18 protein-coding genes are annotated in these 26881 nt (G+C 37.7%); 11 read left to right on the top strand and 7 right to left on the bottom strand.

Translation table 11 applies throughout. The features are described 5' to 3' along the window. Positions 1-25 precede the first annotated feature (25 nt). Genes Bovatus_RS03025 through Bovatus_RS03005 form a run of 5 tightly spaced genes read right to left on the bottom strand, consistent with a single transcriptional unit; the run spans position 26 to position 7693 of the window. Entirely contained in the window at positions 26-1630 is a 1605-nt protein-coding gene (locus Bovatus_RS03025; protein ID WP_004296092.1) for a DUF6029 family protein, read from the bottom strand. 33 nt (positions 1631-1663) lie between these two features. Beyond that, positions 1664-2152 (bottom strand): TlpA family protein disulfide reductase, encoded by a 489-nt coding sequence (locus Bovatus_RS03020; protein ID WP_004306197.1) that lies wholly within the window; start codon positions 2150-2152, stop codon positions 1664-1666. Positions 2153-2188: 36 nt separating this feature from the next. Beyond that, positions 2189-3082, bottom strand: coding sequence for a Calx-beta domain-containing protein (locus tag Bovatus_RS03015; RefSeq protein WP_004296094.1), 894 nt, complete (start codon positions 3080-3082; stop codon positions 2189-2191). A gap of 37 nt (positions 3083-3119) precedes the next feature. After that, positions 3120-4703, bottom strand: coding sequence for a RagB/SusD family nutrient uptake outer membrane protein (locus Bovatus_RS03010; RefSeq protein WP_224440794.1), 1584 nt, complete (start codon positions 4701-4703; stop codon positions 3120-3122). A gap of 20 nt (positions 4704-4723) precedes the next feature. Continuing rightward, positions 4724-7693 carry a SusC/RagA family TonB-linked outer membrane protein gene (locus tag Bovatus_RS03005; protein WP_059365494.1) on the bottom strand — a complete coding sequence of 990 codons (2970 nt, stop codon included), beginning with the start codon at positions 7691-7693 and terminating at the stop codon, positions 4724-4726. 938 nt (positions 7694-8631) lie between these two features. Between Bovatus_RS03005 and Bovatus_RS03000 the strand changes: the two genes are divergently transcribed. From Bovatus_RS03000 to tnpC, 10 genes are all read left to right on the top strand, one after another. Beyond that, positions 8632-9129, top strand: coding sequence for a hypothetical protein (locus Bovatus_RS03000; RefSeq protein ID WP_004296098.1), 498 nt, complete (start codon positions 8632-8634; stop codon positions 9127-9129). 196 nt (positions 9130-9325) lie between these two features. Continuing rightward, positions 9326-10168: a HamA C-terminal domain-containing protein gene (locus Bovatus_RS02995; protein ID WP_004296100.1), complete on the top strand. Its 843-nt coding sequence runs from the start codon at positions 9326-9328 to the stop codon at positions 10166-10168. Continuing rightward, positions 10165-12369 (top strand): DEAD/DEAH box helicase, encoded by a 2205-nt coding sequence (locus tag Bovatus_RS02990; protein WP_004296101.1) that lies wholly within the window; start codon positions 10165-10167, stop codon positions 12367-12369. Before Bovatus_RS02995 ends, Bovatus_RS02990 begins: the two co-directional genes overlap by 4 nt. A 241-nt stretch (positions 12370-12610) precedes the next feature. Next, entirely contained in the window at positions 12611-13900 is a 1290-nt protein-coding gene (locus Bovatus_RS02985; protein ID WP_004296102.1) for a ribosome maturation protein SBDS, read from the top strand. Between the two features lie 127 nt (positions 13901-14027). Continuing rightward, positions 14028-14939: a DUF5655 domain-containing protein gene (locus Bovatus_RS02980; RefSeq protein WP_004296103.1), complete on the top strand. Its 912-nt coding sequence runs from the start codon at positions 14028-14030 to the stop codon at positions 14937-14939. Positions 14940-14941: 2 nt separating this feature from the next. Further along, positions 14942-16705, top strand: a complete 1764-nt coding sequence (locus Bovatus_RS02975; protein WP_004296104.1) for a DUF262 domain-containing protein — start codon at positions 14942-14944, stop codon at positions 16703-16705. Further along, positions 16689-18464, top strand: coding sequence for a DUF262 domain-containing protein (locus Bovatus_RS02970; RefSeq protein WP_004296105.1), 1776 nt, complete (start codon positions 16689-16691; stop codon positions 18462-18464). Before Bovatus_RS02975 ends, Bovatus_RS02970 begins: the two co-directional genes overlap by 17 nt. 109 nt (positions 18465-18573) lie before the next feature. Next, entirely contained in the window at positions 18574-18942 is a 369-nt protein-coding gene (locus Bovatus_RS02965) for a hypothetical protein (RefSeq protein ID WP_170834904.1), read from the top strand. A 1-nt stretch (position 18943) separates the two neighbouring features. Continuing rightward, positions 18944-19288 (top strand): IS66 family insertion sequence element accessory protein TnpB, encoded by a 345-nt coding sequence (tnpB, locus tag Bovatus_RS02960; protein ID WP_004297053.1) that lies wholly within the window; start codon positions 18944-18946, stop codon positions 19286-19288. 88 nt (positions 19289-19376) lie between these two features. After that, on the top strand, positions 19377-21155 hold the full coding sequence (tnpC, locus tag Bovatus_RS02955; protein ID WP_004300191.1) for an IS66 family transposase: 1779 nt from the start codon (positions 19377-19379) through the stop codon (positions 21153-21155). Positions 21156-21426: 271 nt separating this feature from the next. On the opposite strand, the gene Bovatus_RS02950 is transcribed toward tnpC, so the two are convergent. Then, on the bottom strand, positions 21427-23190 hold the full coding sequence (locus Bovatus_RS02950; RefSeq protein WP_004300495.1) for a helix-turn-helix domain-containing protein: 1764 nt from the start codon (positions 23188-23190) through the stop codon (positions 21427-21429). A 374-nt stretch (positions 23191-23564) separates the two neighbouring features. Next, a complete protein-coding gene (locus tag Bovatus_RS02945) occupies positions 23565-24182 on the bottom strand; it encodes a DNA polymerase ligase N-terminal domain-containing protein (RefSeq protein WP_004300494.1) in 618 nt (205 codons plus the stop codon). 221 nt (positions 24183-24403) lie between these two features. On the opposite strand from Bovatus_RS02945, the gene Bovatus_RS02940 reads away from it, so the two are divergent. Beyond that, positions 24404-26872, top strand: coding sequence for a glycoside hydrolase family 95 protein (locus tag Bovatus_RS02940; RefSeq protein WP_004300492.1), 2469 nt, complete (start codon positions 24404-24406; stop codon positions 26870-26872). The last annotated feature ends 9 nt before the right edge of the window (positions 26873-26881 follow it).

The raw sequence follows: 26881 nt of genomic DNA, 5'->3' as shown, positions 1-26881 counted from the left end.
CTAATTAATAAATGTTTCGATAAACTCAAAATGAAGTCGTTATAGTCAGGTTAGCCCCTGTATATTTAGGAATCGTCCGGCAAACTCCACCGGAACAGACATACCCTTCTCTATTACGACCATAACTCAAAGCTACACGCGTACGGGATTTGGCATAACTGGCTCCCACATTGTAATAATGGATTTTCTCCTTGCCGTGATTATACATATCACTTCCATAAATACTCCATGCCGGAGCAAAATTTATTTCCAACAGGGCCGCCATCCAGTCCTTTTGATCTTCCTTTGTAGTTAGGTATTGCAACTCCATGCGAGTTGAAAAAGAAGGTGTGAACTTATATTGTAAATCTGCTACAAAAATATTCGACAGGTTGGTCGCCTTATTCGCTCCGTACGAAGGACTATATTCTTGCATGGAATAAAGCAAGTTCATTTTGAATGACTTCGTCCATTGCTTTTCCACATCAATACTAAAATCACGGAATGACAAGTTGCCTATCTGGGCTGTACCTTCTTTTTCTAAAACATAATAGGTAGAAAAATTAGCATGTAATTTCAAACCGCGTTTACCTCCGATAACCGTTCCTCTTTTGAAATGATAAAAAATATCCAGTTGTCCGCCCATCTCCCCGCTGATTGCGTTTGTCACATCTCCTATTTGTGGAGTGTGAGGATGCAAGTTGGTCAGCATATAGGTATATTGCGTACTCATAGCCGGGACATAATTCAACAGATTCGAAGTCGAACCATTACCGGTAATAATCTCACTGTTCATCCATTCCAGTCGGCGTCCGGTCAGATTTACTCCCAACCCATTACCGCTATATCCCAGTTCCAGCAATTGTGCATTAGCACGTTTCCTCGCATAAAGTTTGTCATCATGAATGAAATTATAATACTTATTGCCACCGTCTACATATTCACCTTTCGCTGTAAATCCGGAGCGTTCAAAATTTATCCGTCCCGAGAAGCCATTCGAATAAGGTTTTCCCCCTTCTTCTTCGAGATCGATATTGATTTTCTCATACCGGTTCAACGCCCCTCCTTCAATACTCAAAGACGTGTTTTGCCAACTAAGCATTTCGGACAAGGAGAAACTTACATCTACACCACGTACTTGTGTATCGGAAAAGTCCATACCAAAACGTGGAGTTCCCCAAATGGCTTTCAATCCCACAATATTCTTGTAATTGTAGGTAAATCGTGCTCCCATCACTGCATTATTTAGTCCCAGCATACGGTCCTCCCAGCTACGGAATAGTAGTCCACTCCCGAACTGCTCATAAAACGTACCCGCTGTTACGGAAAAATCTTTATCAGCCCAAGATACATAATAGTTGGTCAGCTTTGCTTTCTCCAATTCTGCCGGGTATCCCACCAGTACCGGTTCATAGGCTTCCAACTGTACACCTACGGCAAACTTACCCTGATAGTAATCCAGTTTCAGATAATTGTTCGATCCGAAATGATCTTCCGGTGATTCCGCTTCTGTTTTACTATCATCTTTGTAATATATCGTATTCGTTTCAAAGCTCCCTGTCAGATAACCTTTCTTGTTATCTTCCTGCGCATAGGTCAATGTCGATGTTAACGCTAACAAAGCCAACACCTGAATTCTTATTTTAGTCATGTCATTGCGTTTATCTATGGATAATAACAGTTTCTATTTCTGCAGTTTTTTTATTGCTTTCAGTAGTTCCAGCTCACTTCCCGGCGCATATCCGGTATGTGAATAGACTATTTTCCCGTCAGCATCCACCACATATACCTGTGGAGTCAGGCTTACATTCATAGCTCGCATAAATTCCTGGTTTTTATCATACAGCATGATAAAATCATCCCATCCATGTCCCTCTGCCAATGCACGCGCTTTAGCTGTAGAACGGCTGTCATCTGTTGAAACAGCTACTACACGGAATTTGGCTTCTTCCAACCAATCGGGCAATTGTTCATTTATGGCGTCCAATTCACGAATACAAGGCTTACAGGTTGTTGCCCAAAAAGAAATAATCATAGGCGTTTTGTGATTAACCAGGGATGCAGTGTTAACTTGTGCTCCCTTAGTATCTTCAACCTTAACCGATGGTATTTGTGCCATAGTACAGGTTAACAAAGCAAACAACAGCGTAATGCAGACAATTAGTGCTCTCATAAGTTCTTTCTATTTGTTATGTTAATAATCTTGTTTTTATCTGATGTGTTCCATTTTACAGCCAAATAGCCTGAATTTCTGTATTTGTATCAGTCCGTCCTTATACATATCACCAATCAGATTGGCATTCTCGAAAGTGACAGTTTTAGTTTCAACATCATATTCTCCACGATATACGTCAGAAGTACTTCCGTCTAATGCCAGTCTCCTGAAACGAATGGTATACGGACCATAAGAAGCGACATCTTCACCCGGTACAATAGATAAATAGGTTTTCTGCGCCACCGAATCATATTCATAATGCAAACGCCAGCTAAATTCCCACTCAATGTCATTATCCGGATCAAATCCATTCTTATTCGAGCAAACCAGATAATGCTCGTATGCCTCCGTACCTTCTTCCGCGGTATTCACTTTTACGGAAAATCCCACTTGTACATTGGAAGCATTGGTAGCAGAAGCTGTTCCGGTAAATACCCAGGTTCCCGAAAGTGTTTCATAAAAACTGGAATCGTTATCTTTGATAGTCACCGTCAGACGATTGTTTGTACCAATGGAGGCCCCTTTCACATCGGCAATTTCAATATCAAAAGAGCGGTCGTCATTGACATCCTTGTCATCAACAGTTTTAAACTCAAAATTTATAGTTTCCTGACCGGCAGGAATAAGCAGCGTCTTTGTGGTGACGATATAGTTTTCATCCTCTTTGGCGGTATGATCTTTTAATTCGAACGTCACGCGGATAGTTCCGGTATGTTCTCCTGTCACTACGACAGGCACAGTGCATAAACCGGCAGACTCTTTCACTGTCATTGCTGTTTCCTGCAAACTTACCGTAGCCGCTCCGGAATTGAACTGTTCCTCATCGTCCGAACAGGCGGCGATCAGAACGGCACACAGAAGAAGGGTGTATATTTTCAGATAGTTCATTTTACTCAAGTGTTTGATAATTTATGTTATTCATTGATTAATATCCCGGATTTTGCTGACCTGCCAGTTGAGGGTTGGCATCCATTTCTGTTTTAGGAATCGGCCAGAGCATCCGCTGGTCATCCATAGGTTTATCCAGTCCGTCAGTACTTGCCTGTCCCGGAAAAAGCACCAGTCCTTTGCTTTGCGGTTTTCCACGCTTTACACCTTTCCCCCAACGTTTCAGGTCCATCAACCGGTATCCCTCACCTACAAGCTCACGTTCCCGTTCGTTCATGATTTCATTTAATAAAGCTTCCTGATCGTAGGTTGCATCAGTCCATCCCTCGATTCGCGCTTTTTTTAATGCATTCAAAGCATCATTACCTTTTTTTACAGCGGCTGCGGTTCCAATCTTTGCATTGGCTTCAGTGGCAATCAAGTACATTTCAGCAATACGGAATGGTTTGGGCTGATTCAAATAACGCGTTTCGCTTCCTAATGCATTGTAATATTCATTGCCCGGGTATTTATTAAAGAAATAGATATCCGCCGCATTACCTGACGATACGGTTAAGTGATATTTTCCGAAATAAGTCTTTAGCCGGATATCTTTTTCATTGTATAGGTCAATCAGTGTTTGTGTAGGAATATAATCCTTCTTTGTAGTCGGATAACCGATGAAAATAGTCCCCAGAGGTACACCGGCATCGTCGGCACTAGTCATGGCAATCTGCCAGATGGTTTCCGTTCCCTTGTCATTCTTCCATACGCTTTCAAAATCTGTTGCTGTGTTCGATAATGGATATCTGTTCGAATTAACCAGGTCTCCTGCATATTTGGCTGCATTTTCATAGTCATCCATCTGCAGGGCAACACGCACTTTCAAGGCAGTTACTACATCTACCGTAATATAATTCCCACAATTCTTGGGAGCCGTGTTGACTGTCACGTATGCGCCATTAATATACCTGTCATAATCAGCAATGCCATTTTTTGCAGTCTCGATACGTTCTTCGGCTTCTTCGAGGTCCTCCAATATCTGTTTGTAAGTATCTTCCAATGAAGATCGTCCCGGATATTGGGTAGCAGAAAGTTTAGGCTCATATTTTACCTGAAGCGGCAGTCCCGGAGTACTTGTTGCGGTAGCTACATCGTAATCGCGGCAAAATAAAGTAGCTAAATAAAAGTAGCAGTATGCTCTTGTAAAATACGCTTCCCCCTCATACACATTAATCTGTTGTCTCTGGGTTTCAGTCAATTCGATTTCCGGATTCTCATCAATCTTACCTACCCCGTCAATAAAGAAGTTGACACGTCCGATAGCGGCATAGTAGTTCGACCAGATTGTTTCTACGGTAGAGTTGGTGCTCTCGAAAGTCCAACGGTGCAACTCACCATATTTATTAGAGAAATCCGCCACTGCATTAAAGGCATCTGCCTGAACTTCCGGAGCTAATACATAACTTCCTCCTGTCAGTCCTAAATATACGGAATAGATACCGGCACGTGCTTCTTCAAAACCGACTATGGTTGTTAACGCTTCCTCTGTAGGAACAGCATCGTATGGCATTTTATCCATATCACAGGAAGTCATTCCTAGTGTCAGTATAGTCAATGCTATTATAGATATTTTCTTCATATTCACCATTCTTTATGTTTTTAGAAAGTTAGTTCGACTCCGAAAGAATATTGCTTGGTATTGGGATAGTTCCCCAACTGGATATTACTGTCTACTTCCGGGTCATATCCTTTATATTTAGTCACTGTGAGTAAGTTACGTCCTACAAAGTAGATTCTGGCGTTACTAATTACTCCTGTTTTCTGAATCACTTTGGGCGGAAGGGTGTACCCGACAGTCAGGTTTTTCATGCGCATAAATGAAGCGTTTTCCAGTAAATGCGTATCAAACTGCATCGGGGAGTCGGGAGTAGCAATTCTGGTTACATCTCCCGGTTTTTGCCACATCGTAAGCATTTCTACAGTTTGATTGTCCGAACCTGCAAAAGTGGGATTCTCTGTAAAAAAGCGTTCATTATTCAACATATACTGGCCGAGCATAAAAGAGAAGTCGGCACTGACGGAAATTCCTTTCCATCCGAACTGGGTACCAAAACCTCCGGACCATGGAGCATAACGTTGCTTGCCGACAAAAACGGCATCTTCTTCCGAATAGCTTTTTGTCAGATTTCCATTTTTATCATACCATGTATTATATCCGTCACGCGGATCGACCCCTGCCCATCTTACATAGTAGTATTCTCCCCAAGGTTTACCGACTTTCATCTTCAAACCGGTATCAGGCAAAGTATATTCATCCAATCCGTTAAATAGTTTAGTTATCTCATTCTTATTATAATTCAGGTTTCCTGAAACACTCCATGAAAAATCTCTCGTTTTCAGAATATCCACTCCCAGAGTAATATCGAAACCGCGATTGCGCATACTTGCCACATTTTCTACGCTACTGCCATGTCCGGTAGTGTATGACAATGGATACCCCATCAACATATCGTCCGTCTGGCGGTTATAAAATTCCAATTCTACAGAAAAGCGGTCAAACACTCTTGTACTGATGCCTACATTCAGTGTTTTCATGCTTTCCCATGTCAGGTTATCATTGCCAACGGTAGAAGGAGCAATACCCGGTTGTCCGTTATACAGCAAACCGGAACCGACCAATGCCAACGCATTATAGGCGCTGATACCGGAATTACCAGTTGTTCCATAGCTCACCTTCAACTGTAAACTGTTCAACCATGAAACGTTCTGCAGGAAATTCTCTTTTCTCATATCCCACATGGCTCCCAAAGAATAAAAGTTTGCCCACTGGTTGTTTTTGGCAAACAGAGAAGAACCGTCCCGCCGTGCTGCCAAATCGACATAATAGCGATCAGCGAAACTATAACTGATTGTGCCGAAATAAGAATTGAAAACCTTGTCATACATCGAATGTATCGGCACTTCTGACTCTGCTCCAGCTGCCATCAGCATCATTCGTGAGTCTACCATTTTTTTAGAAGTTGCCGAGAAATTCTCATTCTTTGTGATAATGGACTCCTGGCCAGCCAACACAGTAAAAAGATGCTTGTCTGACAGACTGAATTTATATTCCGCCGTATTGGTGAAAGTAAATGAATAATAACGTTCAAAAGACTCGGACGCCACTCCTGCCCCTTTAAAGGGGCCTTCCGGATAGGCTTTATGGGAGTTACGATAATCAAAGGCATCTACCGCCTGTGAGGTACGGATATTCAATCCTTTTATTGGATTTATATTAAAGAAGGTATTGCCATTGATACGTACCGTACTCCGGTCATTCGGTTGAAGTTCTGCCAAGTAATACGGATTATAATATCCCATATCGTCAAAATAGTCCAATCGTTTCCCATAACCTGTAAAGTTGCCTTCTTCGTCTGTCAATATCTCGTTTATTGTTTGGTCGGGACGATAAATACGGGCAGCATACGCTTTATTATAAACGCTGTTAGCTTCCGTTCCGAAAGTTGTCGTGTTATATTTCTGATAGGAAAGGTTCACGTTAATCCCGGCTTTCAGCCAGTCGGTTACCTTTACTTCCACATTACTGCGCAAAGTCTCACGGCGCAATGAGGAATCGTCCATAATTCCCTCTGTATCATAATGTCCAAATGAAATGTAGTAGTTGATACCTTCGGAACCGCCAACCACATTTACATCGTATTGTTGGGTAGGAGCTGCATCTCCGAAGAAGACATCCGCCCAGTCTGTAGATATACCATTATCTATATAGAACTTCTTCCGTTTTTGAAATGTAGTGTCGTATGCTTTTCCCGGATCTAGCATTTCCTGCAGGTTAAGCCATTGTTCAGTGTTCATCATCTCTATATTATCTCCTGTCATTTTCGACCAGCCATATTGTGCATTGATACTAACACGGGCCTTCTGTCCCATTTTTCCTTTCTTGCTAGTCATTATCACGACTCCGTTAGCAGCACGGGAGCCATATATAGCTGTTGAAGAGGCATCTTTCAATACGGTCATGCTTTCGATGTCGTTCGGATTTAATGCTGTAAATGCTCCGGATGATATAGGTGAACCGTCGAGAATAAAAAGAGGTTCTGTATTTGAATTGATCGAACTGACTCCACGCAATCGCATTACAACACTCCCGCTCGGTTCTCCACTAGGGGTAAACACTTGTAAACCGGCAACTTGACCTTGTAATGCATCTCCGGCATTAGCCACCGGTCTGTTGGCTATCTTACTATTATTTACCGTTGTTACCGAACCGACTACTGACCCTAGTTTCTTTGCTGATCCATAGCCTACCACAACAACTTCATCCATCAGCTGTGTGTCAGACTTTAAGATAACTCTAACAGTCGGCTGAACAGGAACCGACTCCGTTTTCATACCTATATATGATATTTGCAATATTTTTGCTGAATTCGGCACATTCAATAATGTGAAATGCCCGTCTATGTCTGTTATTGTACCTAAGTTAGTGCCTTTTACGACAATTGAAGCCCCTACAACAGGTTGTTTGTCATCATCGGAAATCACTGTCCCCGTGACTTTCTGCGTTTGAGCTGTTATCAGCCCGATACCTATAAAAAGGTATCCAAATAGCAGCGCTAATTTCTTCTTCATAAATCTCTTTTTAAGTTATTAAATAGCCCTAAAACAATTAAACTCACTTTTCACACTTCGATAAGTTCTATCAGAACTTAATAACGATTCATTGCTTTTGTTGTGTTTTTGCATCAAATATGCTATTTAGAAAAGAAATGTCGCCTGATTTTACTTTTTCAATCAGACTAGATGACGATTCCATAAAAAAAACATGTCTTTTTGTTGTTTTTTGCAAAAAGAATATATACTTTTGTTCCATTATATAATACCAAAAAGGAATTGTTAATAAATGAAATTAAAAAAAGATAGATAACTCATATTTTAATAACTATATATTTATTTTATTATAAATGGAGTATAAAAAATCACCAAGTTCTGATAGAACTTGGTGATTTTTCTTTTAATGAAGTAATCTATAGCAATTTTTCCTCAATTAACCTCCTATCAAACCTTTCATCAATATTATAATTAAATTTCAAATTGACATTAAACATAAAATAAAATCAGAATTATAAAAGAGTCTCGTTTAAACTATGTTAAATAGCTACTATCTGAAAATTCTTCATATATGACACTCGGTATATTTCTTTATACAGATAAAAACACTCAAACACATAGCGATACAATTTCTTTACATTGAAAATGATTAGATTATTCCTCTATTTTAATTTTTTGAGAGATTTACTATAGTTTTATCTCTTGATTTTAAGGAGCTCCTCGTTGCTTTAAAACCAACGAGGTGTTCCTCGGTGTGCAACGGGTCGTTCCTTTTAAAGGAACGACCCGTTGGTTTAAAACCAAGAACTACTTATGTAACCATCTGAAAACCAAATTATTACACAAGCATCCTCTCGTACCTTCCTTTTATGAGAAATTTCTCAACACATGAATGCAAATGCCAATATTAAAAACGGCACTACTCTGATAAATATTTTACAAATAAAATCTAAAAAATAATGGTTACAGTTACTTTCCAAATCAAGCCCTATCTAGCGGCTTACATGTATGTGCGCTATAAAAACCACCTCGACGTACCTCCAGACCGTTTTTCTTCCTCGCTTTCCGCCATCCATCTTCTCGATACCCAGCCTATCTACCACTTCCTCCACCAACTTTCCATCCCACACCCTCCCAATGCCTCATGGCACGAAATAGGAAATATCACCTTTACTCTCCCCCACCCTAGAAACGGAAAAAATCCAAATGTATATAATTATATAGGTCATGACAGTGCACTTATCATTGAAAAAGCAATGGAAGTAGAAATGAAAGCCGAACTTTATGAATTTCTCCTGGAAAATAAATACTGCCACGGCATCATGTTCAAAAAATCAATGGAAACTTTTGTCGCACATTATAATATGGTAGAGTTAGTGGAAGAAGAAAGTTTGATGAGGGCGTTTCAGAGGTGGAGAAAGATGGTGAAGGAGGAGAAAAAGTTAAATAACAATTAGTAAGCAAACTGAATTTATCGATACAACATCAATATAATCTCAAAAATAGTCAACATATAGTTATCAGTAAGAATAGAATTGTAATAAGGTATTTTAAGAAATTTAGTAATACAACTATTTATAATAGACTGTTTAATAAATTATCAGATTAAATTTATATCTTTGTAATAAATTTCAGTAAACATAATTTTATATAATGAGTAGACCTTTTAAATCTGATTTAGTAATTCAAGAATATATTTGTGAACCTACATTGAAAGCGTATCATATTGGATTCGATCAAAAGCAATTTAGACTACAGCCTTTGGTTGACATAGTAAGAAATGTAATACCCGAATTTTCTTTAGGTTATCACTGTGGTACTTCTATTCCACTTACTGAAATAATATCTCGCTTAAAAGAAGCCGCACAAATAGTATACCTAACAGACAAATATCAAAATAGAGGAGAATTTGGTGAACTAATTCTTCATTTATTGTTGCGAGATTTTCAGAACACAATTCCATTAATTTCAAAAATATATTTTAAAGATTCACACAATGTACCTGCTCATGGTTTTGATGGTGTACAGGTAACTATCACTGGAGACAAGAAAAAATTATGGCTTGGTGAATCTAAATTATACAAAACAGGAGATGCTGGAGTCCGAGATTTGGCTGAAGATATAAAAAAGCATGTTAATGCAGATTATTTACGAAGAGAGTTTAGCTTAATATCTAAGAAACTCCCAGAAAGCATTCCAGAGATAGAATATTGGCGAAATCTTATGGATGAGCATCAAAAACTAGATGTAATTTTTTCCAATATAGTAATTCCAATGGTGTGTACTTATAATAGTGATCTATTTAAAAATCATTGCGAAGAAAGTAATAAATATTTTGAGGATTTCATATCGGAATGTACAGCTCTTTGTAAGACCTTTGATAAATTGAAAGGGAATGTTTCAACAGAAGTCATATTAATGCTTCTACCTGTACAAAATAAAGATATGTTAAATACAGAATTAGATAAACGATTAAAATTAATGCAGCAAATATGACACCACAGAAAGTTCAAGATGCTATCATATATATAACAGAAACAAAAAACATTGATTATGAGCATAGTTTTTCGCTTTCGCAATTGTGTTCATCTTTATTACGTTCTAGAGAAAATAATAAATATGGTAGAGATATAATCATTAGAATACTAGATGCATGGAAGAAAGTAGATAAAAACACCTATTCCATTTGGAATGACTTAACTGCCGCTGCAGGTTTATATCCTTATGTTGATCCAAAGCAACTTTCTCAAAGCTCCCTTTTATGTTATGAATATCACAAATCCCCTCACTTAGATAATATTTATCTACATGAAGAGCAACAACATTTATCTATAGAATTACAGAGTAAACGTTCTTTGGTTGTAAGTGCACCAACAAGCTTTGGAAAGAGTTTACTTATTGAAGAAGTTATTGCCAGCAAACTATATGAACAGATAGTAATTATTCAACCAACTCTAGCTTTACTTGATGAAACCCGAAAGAAACTTTTGAAATATAAAAACTGGTACAAGATAATTGTTTCTACTAGTCAAGAGCCAACTAAAGAAAAAGGAAATATTTTTTTATTTACAGGAGAACGTGTGGTTGAATATAACCAATTTCCTGAAATAGAGTTTTTTGTCATAGATGAGTTCTATAAATTAAGTTTAGATAGAGATGATGATAGAGCTATAGCTTTGAATCAAGCATTTGCCAAACTATTGAAATTTACTAGTAAATTCTATCTATTAGGACCTATGATTAAAGATATACCTTTAAATTTCAAAAATAAATATGACTTAATTTGGTATCCTACTGAATTTGCAACAGTAGCAGTCAATGAGACTAATGTCAATATTCAAGGTAAAGCTAAAGAGAAAAAAGAATTAAAAAAGCTAGAACTCTTCAAATTACTTTCATCAACAAAAGAACAAACGATTATTTACTGTTCCTCTCCCAATAAGGCCACTAATCTAGCATTAGACTATGCTTCATATTTAAAAAATGAAAATAAATTAATGCTAGTTCCGTATGTTCAAAGAAATAAAGAAATAGGTGAATGGATTAAAGACAATATTAATTCCAAGTGGTCTTTAATAGATGCTTTGAATTGTGGTATAGGTTTTCATCATGGCGCTTTACCCCGTCATTTAGGCGGTTCAATTGTTGATTGTTTTAATGAAGGATCAATCAGGTGGCTATTTTGTACATCAACATTGATAGAGGGGGTAAACACATCTGCTAAAAATGTTATTTTATTTGATAAAGATAAAGGAGGACAACCTATAGACTTTTTTGATTATAAAAATATTGCAGGTCGATCTGGTCGTATGAGGAAACATTATATTGGTAATGTAATTAGATTTGAAAATCAGCCTGAACAAATGGAACTATTTGTTGATATACCTATTTTTAATCAAGAACAAGCCCCATTAGAAGTTTTAATTTCTATGGATGAAAAAGACATTGAAGAGAAAGCAAAAATAAGACTTGCGAAGTTTGACAATATGTCTCCCGAAATAAAAGAAGTAATTAGATCCAACAACGGTATTTCAATAGAAGGTCAATTAGCCATTATAAATAAAATTGAGTCTAACCTCCAATATTATAACTCCCAGCTAAATTGGACATCTACTCCCAAAACTTTCGACAATTTAAGTGTAGCTATCGAATTATGCTGGGATACGTTAAGTGGTGCAGGTGACAAAACATATATTGAGGGTATTGGACGTTTATCTGCTCGGTGGTTGGCTAGTTTCGCTTTTTCATATATTAACATGAAGTCTATAAATGCTGTTATTTCATATTATGTAAATGACAACTTTTGGTCTAGCAAAATTCCTAATAAACAAAAGCGGATTGATGTTGCTTCTTATGCCATTTTACATATTAGCCGACATTGGTTTGATTATAAACTACCCAAATGGTTAAATGTCATCTCCAACTTGCAGGAGTATGTATTTAAAAAATCAAATATGAAGTATGGTAATTATAGCTTTATTGCAAGTAATCTTGAAAATGGTTTTTTACATCCCAATATCGCAGCATTAATGGAATACGGTATTCCAATATCAGCAATTAGAAAATTAACAGAATATATAAACATAAATGAATCACCAGAAAATAATATACTAAAACTAAATAAGTTAGCAACAACGACATTGACAAATCTTGGTCTAATACAATATGAAATTGACAAATTGAGGAACTCTTATTAGTATTATAATCGGATAACCAAAAGAAAGGAGCACATCGTATCATTCAGGCAAAACATGATAATCGTAAATTTGAGTAAGTAACTGAATGGGGAGAATATATAATTTCTCTGACTGTTTATCTTTGTTACCAACATTAAATATTAATCAAAGTTTTATTTAATACTTCAAAAAGTAAATCCCTATATTAATACTCAATTTTATAATAAATAAACTACATTTGCTAATATCTAAGTGGCATATTATGAAAAAAAATGAATTATTAAATCTGTTATATGTAGAAAGACAAAGGCTATCAGAACAAAATAGTCATATTGGGTGGTCTATTTGGATATTAATTGGGTGTATTATAACATTATCATGGATGTTACTTGAACATTATGAAACTTCATCAATGAAATCAGACCAATTTTGCTGGTCGCAAATAGTTACTTTAATGGGAGATTTTATTACTGTTGCTTTCGCTTTATTACTTATAAAGAACTATTATAATGATAAAAAAAATAGTTTTCATTTTGATAGATTTGATAAGTCAAAACTTCCAATTTTTATCATTTTAGATACGGTTATAGCAATATTATTGTATATTTATCATAAAGTTTTCAGCAATGATAGTATCGGAATTATTCTTACGAATACAATTATATTTTATTGTGGGGTAAAGTGCTCTGAACTGTATCAAAGTTTAAAATGTAAGCAGCAAATACCATTATTATATAAACAACTTGTATATGCTTTCGCTTCTATTATAATTTTAATCGCTGCTGGATGCAAAATTGGTACACATTACAATTATTATATTATAAACACCAAATATGCGTTATTGGCTTCTGGAATAATTATTGTTCTATATATTCTATTATGGCATATATGGAATCCAATAAAAAAAAGTATTATTGCTATTGACAAGTTGATAAATGAAATGATAATAAATGAAGGTACTGATACAAAAGAGATTTACAATAATCTTATAGCAATAAAAATAGGATACAAATATAGTCAACTATACGAAAATAAGCTTCAAAAAATAGGCAGCTTACTTAAAAAACAAAATGGCTATATAACTTTAATCGAGAGAAATATAAAAAAATTGGAAATAGATCAAAATATAGAAACAGAAGAATTGAACAAAAACAGCAAGCTCTTCAATCTTATAAAAAAAAACAATGAAACAAGTTTTCACCTTATAGACAAAATCTTATCTAATATCCAGAAAGACTTAAACCATATACTAGTTAATGAAGAAAATGAAAAAGAAATCAATAAGTTACTTAGTATTATAAATAATAATCTTTCTATCTCTAAAAAGAAAAGAGAATTAATAGAGACGTTATTAAATAAATATGAAACACTACTAAACAAACAGGTTGATAAATATCAAAAAATGATTGACGAACAGAGTAAATGTCAATATTATTGTCGTTTCGCAAATAACAAATTTCTATGTTACACACATAGATGCTTATATTTTTTTACAAAGAAGTGGAATAGCATAAAAGTTTTCGTAGAACATTATAAATGGCGGCGGGGCTAGTGGGAAAAGAAAGTTTAATAAGAGTATTTCAAAAATAAAAAAAATGGTGAAGGAGAATTCGGGGAAAGAAATAGTAATATCAAAAGAATCCTTACCTTTACGGCAATAAACGATTCAAAATAAAATTATGGCACTTTACAAATATAATACTTCAGGCGTCTTTTCTGAAATAAAGGAAAAGCCTTTTAAATTGGAAAGAGATATTCAACGCATGTTTGAAACCAATATGTCCGAAATCATGGGACTTGAAATGATAAAGTCCGAATTTACGATCAAAGACCGCCGTATTGATACGCTTGCCTTTGATCCTCAATCGAAGGCTTTTGTTATCATTGAATATAAGAGGGAAAGAAACTCCAGTGTCATAGATCAAGGGTTTACTTACCTAAGCCTAATGCTGCAAAATCAGGCTGATTTTATTCTGGAATATAATGAAACACAAGCAGGAAATTTGAAACGAAATGAGGTGGACTGGTCGCAGACAAAAGTCGTTTTTGTTTCACAAGGATTCACGCCTAACCAACGAGAAGCCGTCAATTTCAAAGATTTATCCATTGAATTATGGGAAGTGAAGCGCTATGAGAATGATAGTGTTTCCATCACTCCTATTCGCAAAAGTCACGCATCGGCAAGCATTAAAACAGTGATGCAAAATAGTCCGGAATTTAAAGAAGTGACAGAGAAAATTAAAGAATATTCCGAGGAAAATTTGTTAAAAGGAAAATCTGACGATGTAGTAGAATTATACGAGAGTTATAAGAATGCAATTCTTAATTTGAATACAGAAATTGAAGTTAAACCACAAAAATGGTATGTTTCATTCAAAAAGACCAACAGCCATATTTGTGCACTTGAAATCCAGAAAAATGGAATAAAGCTTACTATAAATGTAGCCAAAGGACATTTAGAAGATAGCAAGCAATTAACAAGGGATATTTCAACTGTCGGACATTTTGGCAATGGAGATTATGAACTCAAAATCTCGGATACTAAATATTTAGAATATATCATGAGCCTTGTGAAGCAAGCGATTAAATAAATATGGCTAATTATTGTAACATAGACCAATACTTATATAATTATCTGAAAGGTTTTTGGGTAGATAAAAAATTCCATGGAGTATTCCCTTCAAGAACCTGGCAGTATAACAGATATATCCAAATCTCAACTCCAGTAAATGACTCTTCTATTCATTATGAATATCGTATAGATAATGAATGGAATGGATTAGTTGAACTTCATATAGAAGGACGCTATACTCAAACTGACTATATGCGTTTTTTACGTTATTTACAGAAGCAGACAGAGACCAATCCTGATTTATCATGGCATCAATGGGGAAAATGTAAAGGACGATGCAGTATTGAAATTACAATCAATAATTGGGAGGACATAAAGAATGCATTCCAGAAACTGATAATGTTTTTCGATCCGTTGCTGACGGATTGTATTGATAAATTCAATCTTCACAGAAAGAATGAGATTTCCAGCCCATACACACGAGAATTAGAGTTTAAAGAACTTACCAATTCTCAAGAAAAGGTCGTTTTGGAAACCAAAAATTTGCAAGATTTATTTTCTTCCAATTTGGTTATTCCCGATTATCAGCGAACCTATTGCTGGGAAGATAAAAATGTTACAGACCTTTGGGACAATTTGCTTGAAATGCCCCACAACAGTGACTATCATTTAGGATCTATCATCTTACAAAGAAGAACTGTGAATGATTGCACTCTTTACAACATAATTGATGGTCAACAACGCCTTGTCACTTTAACGCTTATTATGCGCGAGTTAGGATATACGGGGCAGATGCCTTTGCTTAAACAAAAATTCATATCAAAAGACGCACGTCTCCATGTGGCCAATAACAAAGCACTGATTAGAACTCTCAATCAGAGGAATACAGACATAGCCATGTTGGAACGTCTGTCCCATCACCTGATTTTCTCTGTACTTATTCTTAATGACAGCAATCTTGATCTGGCATATACATTTTTCTCAAATCAGAATTCAAAGGGTGTATCGCTTTCAGACTATGATTTGCTAAAAGCGCACCATCTACGCTATCTAAACATTGAGGATCAGGCAGAACATCTTGCTATGCGGTGGAATGATCTCTCATTAGAATGTGACAACAATGGAGATTCATATCTTACCCATACTTTGGGAGTACATCTCTTCAGATTAAGAAAATGGATGCGAAAGCATAATGTGGAGGAATTTCAGCCACGCAAGGTAAAGGAAGAGTTTTCGGCTGCCCGTATTATGTCCAGTATTCCTGCTTTTGGAGAAAAATTCTATTTCTATGAGAAAATCCAAGGTGGTTCGCATTTCTTTGCATACACTTCTATTTTTGTAGATAAATACAAGGAGTTTATCCGTACCAGGCAAATACAGCTACTAAGGAATCATCTTCAATGGGAGTCTCATTGGAAATATGCCGATATCATAGAAAGCCTCATGTTCGGTTATTTTATAAAATTCGGACATCAATATTTATCTGAAGCGTTGTTCTGTATTGCCGGAATCATGGCGCAGCATAGATATAGTGCCACGCGCGCTATCTTTTATAAGATTCGTGAATTCGCAAAAGATTCAGAAATTATAATGATGATAGATCAGGCATCTTCACCCACATTCTTTCTTGCCGAGGCCATTCCTTATATCAGGATTAGTGGATTGGAGCAAGAAGGTGACATCAAAGAGCGATTCTATAGATGTTTAAGACGTATCTTCTGTGAGCTGAATGATTTTTCGGATAAAACAATAATCGAAAAGAGAAACAATGAATATGGAGAATAAATATACGCCGGAACTTATTGCTACAAGTCAGTTTAAGTTTTCTATTCCGCTTTACCAACGTTTATTTGCATGGAAAAAGAAAGAGGTTACCAAACTTCTTTTTGATCTTAAGGAGCATTTTGCAAAGATGCCTGCCGATGAGCCATATTATCTCGGTATGCTTACTTGTATTGATATGAAAAATCATTATGACTTAATTGACGGTCAGCAACGATTTACTGTCATGACTCTTTTTGCCATCATTTTTAAGGAATATGATGATAAATGGTCCGGTTTCTTAATGGATGGTAATCGCCTTAATTTCATAGCGAGAAGCGATGATAAGGCATATATAAAGAGCAAGATCAATGGTTATCCGACTAAAACGTATGTCAATAAGAATATGGAAGAGGGACTCGCCGCTATAACTGGTTTCTTAGAATCCAATTTTAATACTCAGGAGGAACGGATTGAGTTTGTGCAACAAGTTTTCACACGATTGACATTTTTCTTTTCTTACTTGCCATCAAGCTATCTTGCAGATACCACTTCGCTGAATAAATATTTTGAAGCAATGAATGCACAAGGAAAAGGACTAGAACAGCATGAGATTCTTAAAGTGCAACTGATGCGGGGAGAAAAAGAACAGGATTACTTGACGCATATTTGGAATCTGACCTCCATGATGGATCATCCTATCATTGCAAAGGAAGAAGACCAGGACGAGGCTTGTTATCGTCAATTTTATGAAGAAGCTATAAGTCTCTGCCGTCAGAAACGGTTTCATGAAGCTTTAGAAAAGTGCAGATATACGTCTCTCGATGACGAGGAGGAGTATTCTATAGATGTGATCCAACCTGAAAAAATAGAATTTAAGCAGAATAGCTATGAAGATGGTGAAAACAGTATTATATCATTTCCGGAGTTTCTTCTTTTGGTACTTGATGTATGTACTGGCGGTGAGCAACCAGCCAGTCATTATCAGCCGGATAAACTGATAGAGAAGTTTGATGCTCTGAAAACATACTTCACTGCAGGGGAATTTTACGAGAAAATGCTTTATTACCGGCTACTGCTTGATTATTATACGATTAGAAGAGATATCAAGGATGGGCAAGGTAATTACAGTTTAATCCTGAAAGGTCCAAAGGATGATAGTGATAAATTAAAGCAATACCAATCGATGCTTTACGTTTCAACGGAGGCTTTCTACAATTGGCTCAAACCTTATTTGAGAAAATTAGAGCAAGATGAACTCCACTCCTGTGCAGAGATGCTCGCATTCCTTAAAAAAGGAGATAATGAACGTCACAGCATATTACCTGCCAGAAAAGATCTTTCATATAAAGCATCCGGTAACATTAGGTACTGGTTTTGGCGTTTAGACTATTACCTTTGGGAACAACGCAGCACTTTCTTCAATGAAGAAGAACAGAAGATTGTAGAGCACTATGTGTTTCGGAGAAATCGTTCTATTGAACATCTGCATCCTCAAGACGAATCGCACAATGAAGAATGGGAGGAAGAAGCTGTACATTCATTTGGCAATCTTGCCATGATTTCTCAAAGTTTCAATTCACAACAAAGTAATGACCATATACAAATAAAGTTTGCCCGAATCCATGAGCAAATCAGCAACAAATCACTGCAAAGCATTAAGATGTTTTTAATGTGTAAACTCGCTGACTTTAACTATCAAAATTGGACAATGAAATTGGCTAAAGAACACGAAAATGAAATGATTGAATTTTTAGAACGGTCTTTCTATATATCAGATTGAATCGTATATTGTTATATAACACATTATTTTAGTAACCATTCTATTTTCCGCCTTGACATAAGTTGTTAGCCGCCATATCTTTGCGCCGTAACCTTTAACAAGAATGATTATGGCAAAAGAAAAAGTAAACTATCAGGAGGTATATGACCTCTACCAGTTATGCAGCGAGACCAAAGATCTTCGAGAGTTCTGTGCTGATTATGGTGTAAATTACGACAAGTTCATGAACTGGCAGCGTCACCAGTTGTGGAGTGAGAAGTTAGGCAAGACAGTCCAGGTTGAGCAGCCCAAGGTTGCCAAAGTCCAGATAACCGGGAAACCATGCAATAGTCCAACTGTGAAGTTGGACGTGAAACATCCTGAAGGTGAACCACCAATAAAATGGATCAAGTTACAGCTGGCGTCTGGCGCAACACTGTTCCTGAGAAACACCACCGTTCTTGATTTGAGCCTGTTGCTTAATAAAATGATAGGATGATATGCTTGGACTGAGTGCTAACCTTAACTATTACCTGTTTAACGGTAATGTTGATTTGCGGAAAGGCATTTTCCGTCTGTGTGAGAGTATAAGGGAAGAAATGTCCCTTGACCCGAGCGATGCGTCCAATGTATATATGTTCATGTCCCGGAACCGAAAGGTTGTGAAGATACTTCATTACGAACGCGGTTTTTATGTGCTTTACGAAAAACGTCCTGTTATGGGCAAATTCAAGAAACCTGTATTTGATGAAGTCTCCAGGTGCTACCGGATACAGTGGTCGGACATGGCTTATCTTACGGAAAGCATTGTAGTTGACAAGATGTACGTTAGTCCGAAAGGCTAATATTAACATACTGATTATCAACAGGATAGTATAAAAAATAAACGGTAAAAAGTTTGCGTAAGTGCCTGATTTTTCGTACCTTTATATCATGATTGATGAAAGAGCATACGAGTTACTTTGCTGCCAGCTGGGTCTGGCGAATGAGGAAAAGGCAGGTCTTCGCAAACAGAATAAAGAATTGATTGCGAGGCTTGAGTCTATTGAAGAATCCAACAGGGAGAACTCTAAAAATCTGATAGATACCATCAATGATCTCAAAGATACCATCGAAAAGCAGTCAACCACGGTTGAACATTACAGGAAAGAAATGGAACTTATGAGAAAGCAGCTTGAAGCAAAGGATGAGGTGAACAGGATGCTGGCAAACGAGATCTCCAATCTCAGACTTCAGCTTGAGGACAGCAGGAAACACCGTTTCGGCCGTACTTCCGAGCAAAGAAGGCTGTTGAACAACCGTAATCTCGACAAGTCCGCTCTGGAACAATCCGAGTATGACGGTTCTGACAGGAAGGATGATAATAATAAGACCGATGATAACGAAACCGGCAGCAATACCTCTTCCGGCAACATACCTGCCCAGAACAGCAAACCTTCAAGGAGAAAGGAAACCGCACCACGTGCCGGGAAAACAAAATTGAAAGTTGACAAGGTGGTAGTACATGAAGTGGACGAGTATTACACGCTTCCAGAAGGGGGACGGTTTATGAACCGCAACGGTATGCCTGATGTGTGGGAATACAGGGTCATAGAACATGTAAGGGCTTATAACGTGGAGCATGTTTACAAGGTGGCAAGGGTAAAGCTTGCGGACGGCACTTTCACAAGCACCATGGAACATCCGCTGAAAAACCTTGGAGGTATCTTCTCTCCTGAACTGCTTGCCCGTCTGCTTTGTCTGAAATATGACTTCAGCATGCCTGAGAACAGACAGATAAGACTGCTTGCAAGAGAGGGTATCCACATAAGCAATACCACGCTGAACAGCTATATCCATAACGGAATCGCCAAACTAAGGGAGTTCATGGAAGATGTCTTCAAGGAGTTTGTACAGAGAGCTAATTACCTTATGGTTGATGAGACTACTGAGCTTGTTGGAGTGGAAACAAAGGAAGGTAAGGCTTACAGGAGAAAGTACTTATGGGCTTTCTTTGCCAAGCATATTAAGATGGTCTATTATCACTATAATAACGGCAGCAGGTCGTCCGATGCGGCAAAATCATTCCTGGAATATTTTATGGGAACCATATCCACTGACGGATATACGGTTTACAGGATGTTTGACGGAGACGACTCAAAGGTGCTTCATATAGGATGCTGGACGCATTGTAGAAGGTTGTGGGTTGATGCCCTGCCTTCAGACAGAACAGCGATGGACATAATAGATCCTATCGGTGAGATGTTCAGAAATGAAGACCTGTTCCGTATGATGAAACTCAGCGGTGAGCAGATTAAGGAAAGAAGGCTTAAGCTAACAGGACCGATTCTTGAACGTATCCATCATAAGGTGGTCATTATGATGCAGGATGCGAAGATTATGGCTAACGAACTGATGAGAAAGGCCGTGAACTATACGATAAACCAGTGGAAATCCTTGAGAAATATCCTCAAGGACGGTTCAGCAGAAATCTCGAACAACCTCTGTGAGCAAAGGATGAAACCTGTAAAGCTGCTGCTCAAGAACTGTATGAACGTTGGCAGTGAGGATGCGGCAGAAAACTCTGCATTCACCTTCTCTCTGATAGAAAGCTGTAAGTTGAACGGCATAGACCCTCAGAATTACCTGAAACACTTGTTTGAATGTATTCTTCATGGTAAGGACTGCGACAAGAAGGCTCTTCTGCCATGTTTCTATAAACCGGAATGTTAAAACAAAAATATTTTCTTACGGGCATTTTTATTTTATCGGCTGAAAGACAGCCGATAAAATTGGCGTGGCGGAAAATAGTATGGTTACATTATTTTAGTCTAAGTTCAAATACTTGATAGGTTTCCTTTAATTAGCAAAGTTCACTTAATCGCACACAATTGTATTAGAAATTAACAGAGCTATATGTTCTTCTCTATCTAATATTTACAATGAATATAGTACATATTTTAGTTTATATCATTTAAACTGAAAATATGTACTATATATTCTTTTACCCTATAATACTTTTAATGTAATCCGTAGGACATACATGATAGAAGTCTTTGAACTTCTTTCCAAAATATTTAGCATCACAATATCCCAGCATTCCTGCAATTTCCGAAACAGTGTACTGTTGGGAGGCTAGCAGTTTAAGTGCCCTGTCCATTTTGAACGAATAGATATAATTTTCCGGAGGATTCCCGGTTATCTCTCGTATCCTGCTATAAAAAGCAGTACGGCTCATTCCTATATCGATACTTAATTTATCTATTGTATATTTATCAGTAGAGATGTTCTTTTCCAGGATTTTATTGACTTTATCCATAAATATCTGATCCGTATTTTCTGTTTCCATTTCTTCTTTGGTGGGGACCATTGGAAAAACAGCATCTGACAAAAACAATTTGACCCGTTCACGCAAAACCATGCGGTTTTCTACAAGCATACGTATGTTTGCCCTTAGCCTGCAAATGCTTTCTGTTCGTAATTCCAGACGATCCGCCCCACTTCCTAAATGAGACAAATAACTTTCGTTATCAAAGGCCCTTATCAAAAGGACAACCGGTATATACCCTATCATTTTATCTGTTTTGATCCGGAAACTAAGTGTATCTCCATTTGTTCCGTTTACATTATCGTCAATAATTATAGCATCAGGATTTTGGCGGACTACTGTATCCTTCAGCAAATCAGGATCCTCCAAAGCTGAAATCTGAAAATACCGCGATAAGGCTTTTTTTAAATAATTCCTGAATGCCCCGTCCGCCATTACCAATAAGATATGGGATGTATCTTTTGTTTTAGCATTCGGGGTATCATCTTTATCACTTTCAGAAGATTTTTTAGCCTTATTCTTCGTATTTGTTGAAGAATGTTTGATAGCCGAACATTCCTGATTCCGGCAATGACAATCTGTTGGAATGACAATTTGGAAAGCAAATGATTTGCCATGTCTATATCCGTTTATTTTTCCACCATGCAGGCGAATGATTTTTCTTACAGTCCACAAATCACTATACCCATATATAGGAAATATGACCGGAATAAAAGGAAACATTTTCCCTACTCTTTTGTCTGCTATCTCACAATTAGTAATCTGCAACTGCCAGGAATCTGTTGTATGTGTTATATTGATTGATATGCAACAACCTAAATCGGAACCCAAAATTAGTTTGCTTATAAGATGCTGAAGCGCTGCCGTCATAATGTTTTCATTGATTCTGCAACTGACGCAATCCGAACATTCGCTGACAGTCAGTTGTATACGGCGCGAATCAGCATAAGGTCGACATTGATTGACAATAGAAGTAATATAAGAAGAGAGTTCCAAATTTGCCGTTGATGTCTTAGGAAGTATTTTTTTGTTTACCTTATTGAGGGTTACAATATTCTGATTGCAATATATGATGTATTCGGTATATCCCAATGCCTCTTCTACTTGTTGGGAAAGCGATTCGGGAAGATTACCGGTTTTAAGTTCTTCCAATTGATTTCGTAACAATATCAACGGGGTATACGTAGTATGGAGCATGTTCATAGCTATCTTAAGTTTTTCATGTGACAACAACTGAACATTATACTCTACCGCAAGATACGCAAACAAAACAATAAATAGCCCAATGCCGAAACTCTCTACAGGAACTGCATAACCAAGCAATGACAAATCAGGCAAAATTACGCCAATAGCTTGTTTACTGTTTACTAAATTGGCTCCACTATCTATAGAAAGTAAAGCGCGAAAGTTTAATAATAAACTCAGGTAACAATCATTCATACTTATATAGGATTTGATTAATACTTACATTTTCAGCAAAACACGTTTGATGACCTTTTAACGTGTCTAAATCCGGCACAAGTATAAACTTTTCAACATCCACATATGAGGTGGATTCTAACAAAAGCAATGGGTGTTTTCTATCAAAAGTGGTAACAATATCGTTTGTTACCGAAATATTAAGGGATAGATTCTAAAATCATCATTTTATTTGGCAAAACGTAGTGATTGTCAAATATTTTATCATACAATAACACAGCCATACGATCATATAGTTCCACTTAATCATTAGAATAATGAAATAAGTAGAATTATCAAGCCGCGTATATAATTTGAAAATAATAGACTTCTGATAAGTACTGTCAGATCATAGTTTACAGGAATACCTCATCATAAGACGGAATAATCTTTGCATCGTAAACGTGAGTGGCCGCAAATACATCGTCTTTCTTTATCAACAACCAGTCTTTATCCTGATCATCCATATTGGTATGTATAAGGACAAATAGCCCTTTGAGTTTATGCCCGTGTAACTTGAATTCAAGTATTCCATTTTTAATAGCAGCGGAAATGTTACGATTATTACCAACGTAAGCATAGGTTCCACTATCCCATATTTCCACCGTACCTGCTCCATAGTTACCTTCCGGTATAACTCCTTCAAAGTGCGCATAACTCAAGGGGTGGTCTTCTACTTCTATGGCCAACCTCTTATCTTTTGGATTCATGGAAGGTCCTTTAGGCACCACCCAACTTTTTAATACTCCATCTACTTCCAAACGAAAATCGAAATGAAAATGGCTGGCATCATGCTTCTGAACAACAAAAACAGGCATTCGATTGGGAGTTTCCACCGTCTCCGCCATCGGTTCCGGTGTTTTACCGAATTGCCTTTTTGCCCGGTACTCTTTGAGGTTGATCATAGAGGCTTCAACCGCCTGCTTTTCTACCATTTTGATGTTTTTTCCTTCATCGGGAGAATTCTTTGCCATAATCTGTATTTTTTAGGTGAATAAAAAAACGAATGATTCAATGTGACAACAATCAGTATATCTGTTTGTTTGTCGAAATTCATCTATTTTAATGGCTTTATAACTGCATTTAAGTTTGCTAACTTATTTTTATTCTTCTCCCTTTCTTACTGCCTGCATAGTGGGTACAAAAATCCCTTTCAATCGTCCTTTTATAAAAGAATAAAAGCAATTGGAAGGAAATGAATAAAAAGAGATTAATCGGATATCTGTTCGTCACGATGTCTGTTGGTTGTATTCAGGCGCAGGAACAGAAGTCTTCTGTACCCGAATACAAGCTATGGTACGACTGTCCCGCACAGGTATGGACCGAGGCATTACCCCTTGGGAATGGTCGTTTGGGGGCCATGGTATATGGAACACCAGGCACAGAACAAATACAACTAAACGAAGAAAGCATTTGGGCGGGACGTCCCAATAATAACGCCAATCCGAATGCACTGGAATATATTCCGAAAGTGCGTGAGCTGGTCTTTGCCGGAAAATATCTTGAAGCACAGACACTGGCCACAGAAAAGGTGATGGCAAAGACTAATTCAGGAATGCCATACCAAAGTTTTGGTGACCTGCGAATCGCTTTTCCAGGTCATACACGTTATTCCAATTATTACAGGGAATTAAGTCTGGATTCCGCACGTGCAATCGTACGTTATGAAGTAGACGGAGTGCAGTATCAACGCGAAACGATTACTTCATTTACCGATCAGGTAGTAATGGTACGACTGACCGCCAATCGTCCCGGACAAATTACTTTCAATGCACAACTCACTTCCCCTCACCAGGATGTTATGATCGCTTCTGAAGAGGGAAACTGTGTGACACTCTCGGGAGTCTCTTCCTTGCATGAAGGATTAAAAGGGAAAGTAGAATTTCAAGGCAGATTGACTGCTAAAAATAAAGGTGGGAAAATAGCTTGTGCTGATGGAATACTTTCTGTTGAGAAAGCCGACGAAGCGGTTATCTATGTATCCATTGCAACTAATTTCAACAACTATCAAGATATCACCGGTAATCAGACAGAGCGGGCAAAGAACTATTTGGCGAAAGCAATGGTTCATCCGTTCATTGAATCGAAGAAGAATCATGTTGATTTTTACCGACAATATCTGACACGCGTTTCTCTTGATTTGGGACGAGACCAATATGCGAATGTAACCACCGATAAGCGTGTGGAGAATTTCAAAAACACCAATGACACACATCTGGTTGCCACCTATTTTCAATTCGGACGTTATTTGTTGATCTGTTCTTCCCAACCGGGAGGACAACCCGCCAATTTACAAGGAATTTGGAATGACAAATTATTCCCTTCCTGGGATAGCAAATATACTTGTAACATCAATTTGGAAATGAATTACTGGCCTTCGGAAGTAACGAATCTAAGTGAACTGAATGAACCGTTATTCCGTCTGATAAAAGAAGTGAGTGACACAGGTAAAGAGACGGCTAAGATTATGTATGGAGCCAACGGATGGGTGTTGCATCATAACACGGATATATGGCGTATTACAGGAGCAGTTGACAAAGCTCCTTCGGGTATGTGGCCCAGTGGTGGCGCATGGCTTTGCCGACATCTTTGGGAGCGTTATCTATACACCGGAGATGTGGAATTCCTGCGTTCTGTCTATCCGATACTGAAAGAGTCCGGACGTTTCTTTGATGAAATTATGGTGAAAGAACCCGTACACAACTGGCTGGTAGTCTGCCCCAGTAATTCACCGGAGAATGTACATTCGGGAAGTAATGGGAAAGCTACTACAGCTGCCGGATGCACCATGGACAACCAATTGATTTTCGATCTTTGGACAGCAATTATATCTGCTTCTCAAATACTGGATACAGATCAGGAGTTTGCCTCTCATCTGACACAACGTCTCAAAGAAATGGCTCCCATGCAGGTGGGACATTGGGGGCAATTACAAGAGTGGATGTTCGACTGGGATGATCCGAAGGACGTACACCGTCACATTTCTCATTTGTACGGACTCTTCCCCAGCAATCAGATTTCCCCTTACCGTACTCCTGAATTATTTGATGCAGCACGTACTTCTCTGATTCACCGTGGCGACCCGTCGACCGGGTGGAGCATGGGATGGAAAGTTTGCCTTTGGGCACGCCTGCTTGATGGTGACCACGCCTACAAGCTGATAACTGACCAGCTGACTCTCGTACGCAATGAAAAGAAAAAAGGAAGCACCTACCCTAACCTGTTCGATGCGCACCCACCATTTCAGATTGATGGAAACTTTGGTTGTGCCGCAGGCATTGCAGAGATGTTGATGCAAAGCTACGACGGTTTTATATATTTGCTTCCCGCACTGCCTACCGTTTGGACAGAAGGTTCTATCAAAGGAATTATTGCCCGTGGAGGTTTCGAACTTGATTTGAGTTGGAAAAACGGGAAAGTCAGCCGACTGGTTGTCAAATCTCATAAGGGAGGAAATTGTCGTTTACGTTCGCTCAACCCATTAACCGGGAATGGCTTGAAGCGTGCCAAAGGTGAAAATCCGAACCCTCTTTATGCAGTCCCCACCATTCCGGAGCCATTGATTAACGAAAAGGCCAACTTGAACAAAGTGGAAATTGCAGAGACATACCTCTATGACCTACCTACCAAAGCAGGAAAAGAATATGTATTGATTGGAAAATAATAACTCGAC

This window comes from Bacteroides ovatus (assembly GCF_001314995.1).
Taxonomy (GTDB): Bacteria; Bacteroidota; Bacteroidia; order Bacteroidales; family Bacteroidaceae; genus Bacteroides; species Bacteroides ovatus.
The sequence above is the reverse complement of the archived record's forward strand: the minus strand, read 5'-3'. Positions and strand labels throughout refer to the sequence as shown.

Bases quoted from the DNA above. Each gene is read 5' to 3' on its own strand.
- Bovatus_RS03025 (WP_004296092.1), bottom strand. From the start codon at position 1,630: ATGACTAAAATAAGAATTCAGGTGTTGGCTTTGTTAGCGTTAACATCG.
- Bovatus_RS03020 (WP_004306197.1), bottom strand. From the start codon at position 2,152: ATGAGAGCACTAATTGTCTGCATTACGCTGTTGTTTGCTTTGTTAACC.
- Bovatus_RS03015 (WP_004296094.1), bottom strand. From the start codon at position 3,082: ATGAACTATCTGAAAATATACACCCTTCTTCTGTGTGCCGTTCTGATC.
- Bovatus_RS03010 (WP_224440794.1), bottom strand. From the start codon at position 4,703: ATGAAGAAAATATCTATAATAGCATTGACTATACTGACACTAGGAATG.
- Bovatus_RS03005 (WP_059365494.1), bottom strand. From the start codon at position 7,693: ATGAAGAAGAAATTAGCGCTGCTATTTGGATACCTTTTTATAGGTATC.
- Bovatus_RS03000 (WP_004296098.1), top strand. From the start codon at position 8,632: ATGGTTACAGTTACTTTCCAAATCAAGCCCTATCTAGCGGCTTACATG.
- Bovatus_RS02995 (WP_004296100.1), top strand. From the start codon at position 9,326: ATGAGTAGACCTTTTAAATCTGATTTAGTAATTCAAGAATATATTTGT.
- Bovatus_RS02990 (WP_004296101.1), top strand. From the start codon at position 10,165: ATGACACCACAGAAAGTTCAAGATGCTATCATATATATAACAGAAACA.
- Bovatus_RS02985 (WP_004296102.1), top strand. From the start codon at position 12,611: ATGAAAAAAAATGAATTATTAAATCTGTTATATGTAGAAAGACAAAGG.
- Bovatus_RS02980 (WP_004296103.1), top strand. From the start codon at position 14,028: ATGGCACTTTACAAATATAATACTTCAGGCGTCTTTTCTGAAATAAAG.
- Bovatus_RS02975 (WP_004296104.1), top strand. From the start codon at position 14,942: ATGGCTAATTATTGTAACATAGACCAATACTTATATAATTATCTGAAA.
- Bovatus_RS02970 (WP_004296105.1), top strand. From the start codon at position 16,689: ATGAATATGGAGAATAAATATACGCCGGAACTTATTGCTACAAGTCAG.
- Bovatus_RS02965 (WP_170834904.1), top strand. From the start codon at position 18,574: ATGGCAAAAGAAAAAGTAAACTATCAGGAGGTATATGACCTCTACCAG.
- tnpB (WP_004297053.1), top strand. From the start codon at position 18,944: ATGCTTGGACTGAGTGCTAACCTTAACTATTACCTGTTTAACGGTAAT.
- tnpC (WP_004300191.1), top strand. From the start codon at position 19,377: ATGATTGATGAAAGAGCATACGAGTTACTTTGCTGCCAGCTGGGTCTG.
- Bovatus_RS02950 (WP_004300495.1), bottom strand. From the start codon at position 23,190: ATGAATGATTGTTACCTGAGTTTATTATTAAACTTTCGCGCTTTACTT.
- Bovatus_RS02945 (WP_004300494.1), bottom strand. From the start codon at position 24,182: ATGGCAAAGAATTCTCCCGATGAAGGAAAAAACATCAAAATGGTAGAA.
- Bovatus_RS02940 (WP_004300492.1), top strand. From the start codon at position 24,404: ATGAATAAAAAGAGATTAATCGGATATCTGTTCGTCACGATGTCTGTT.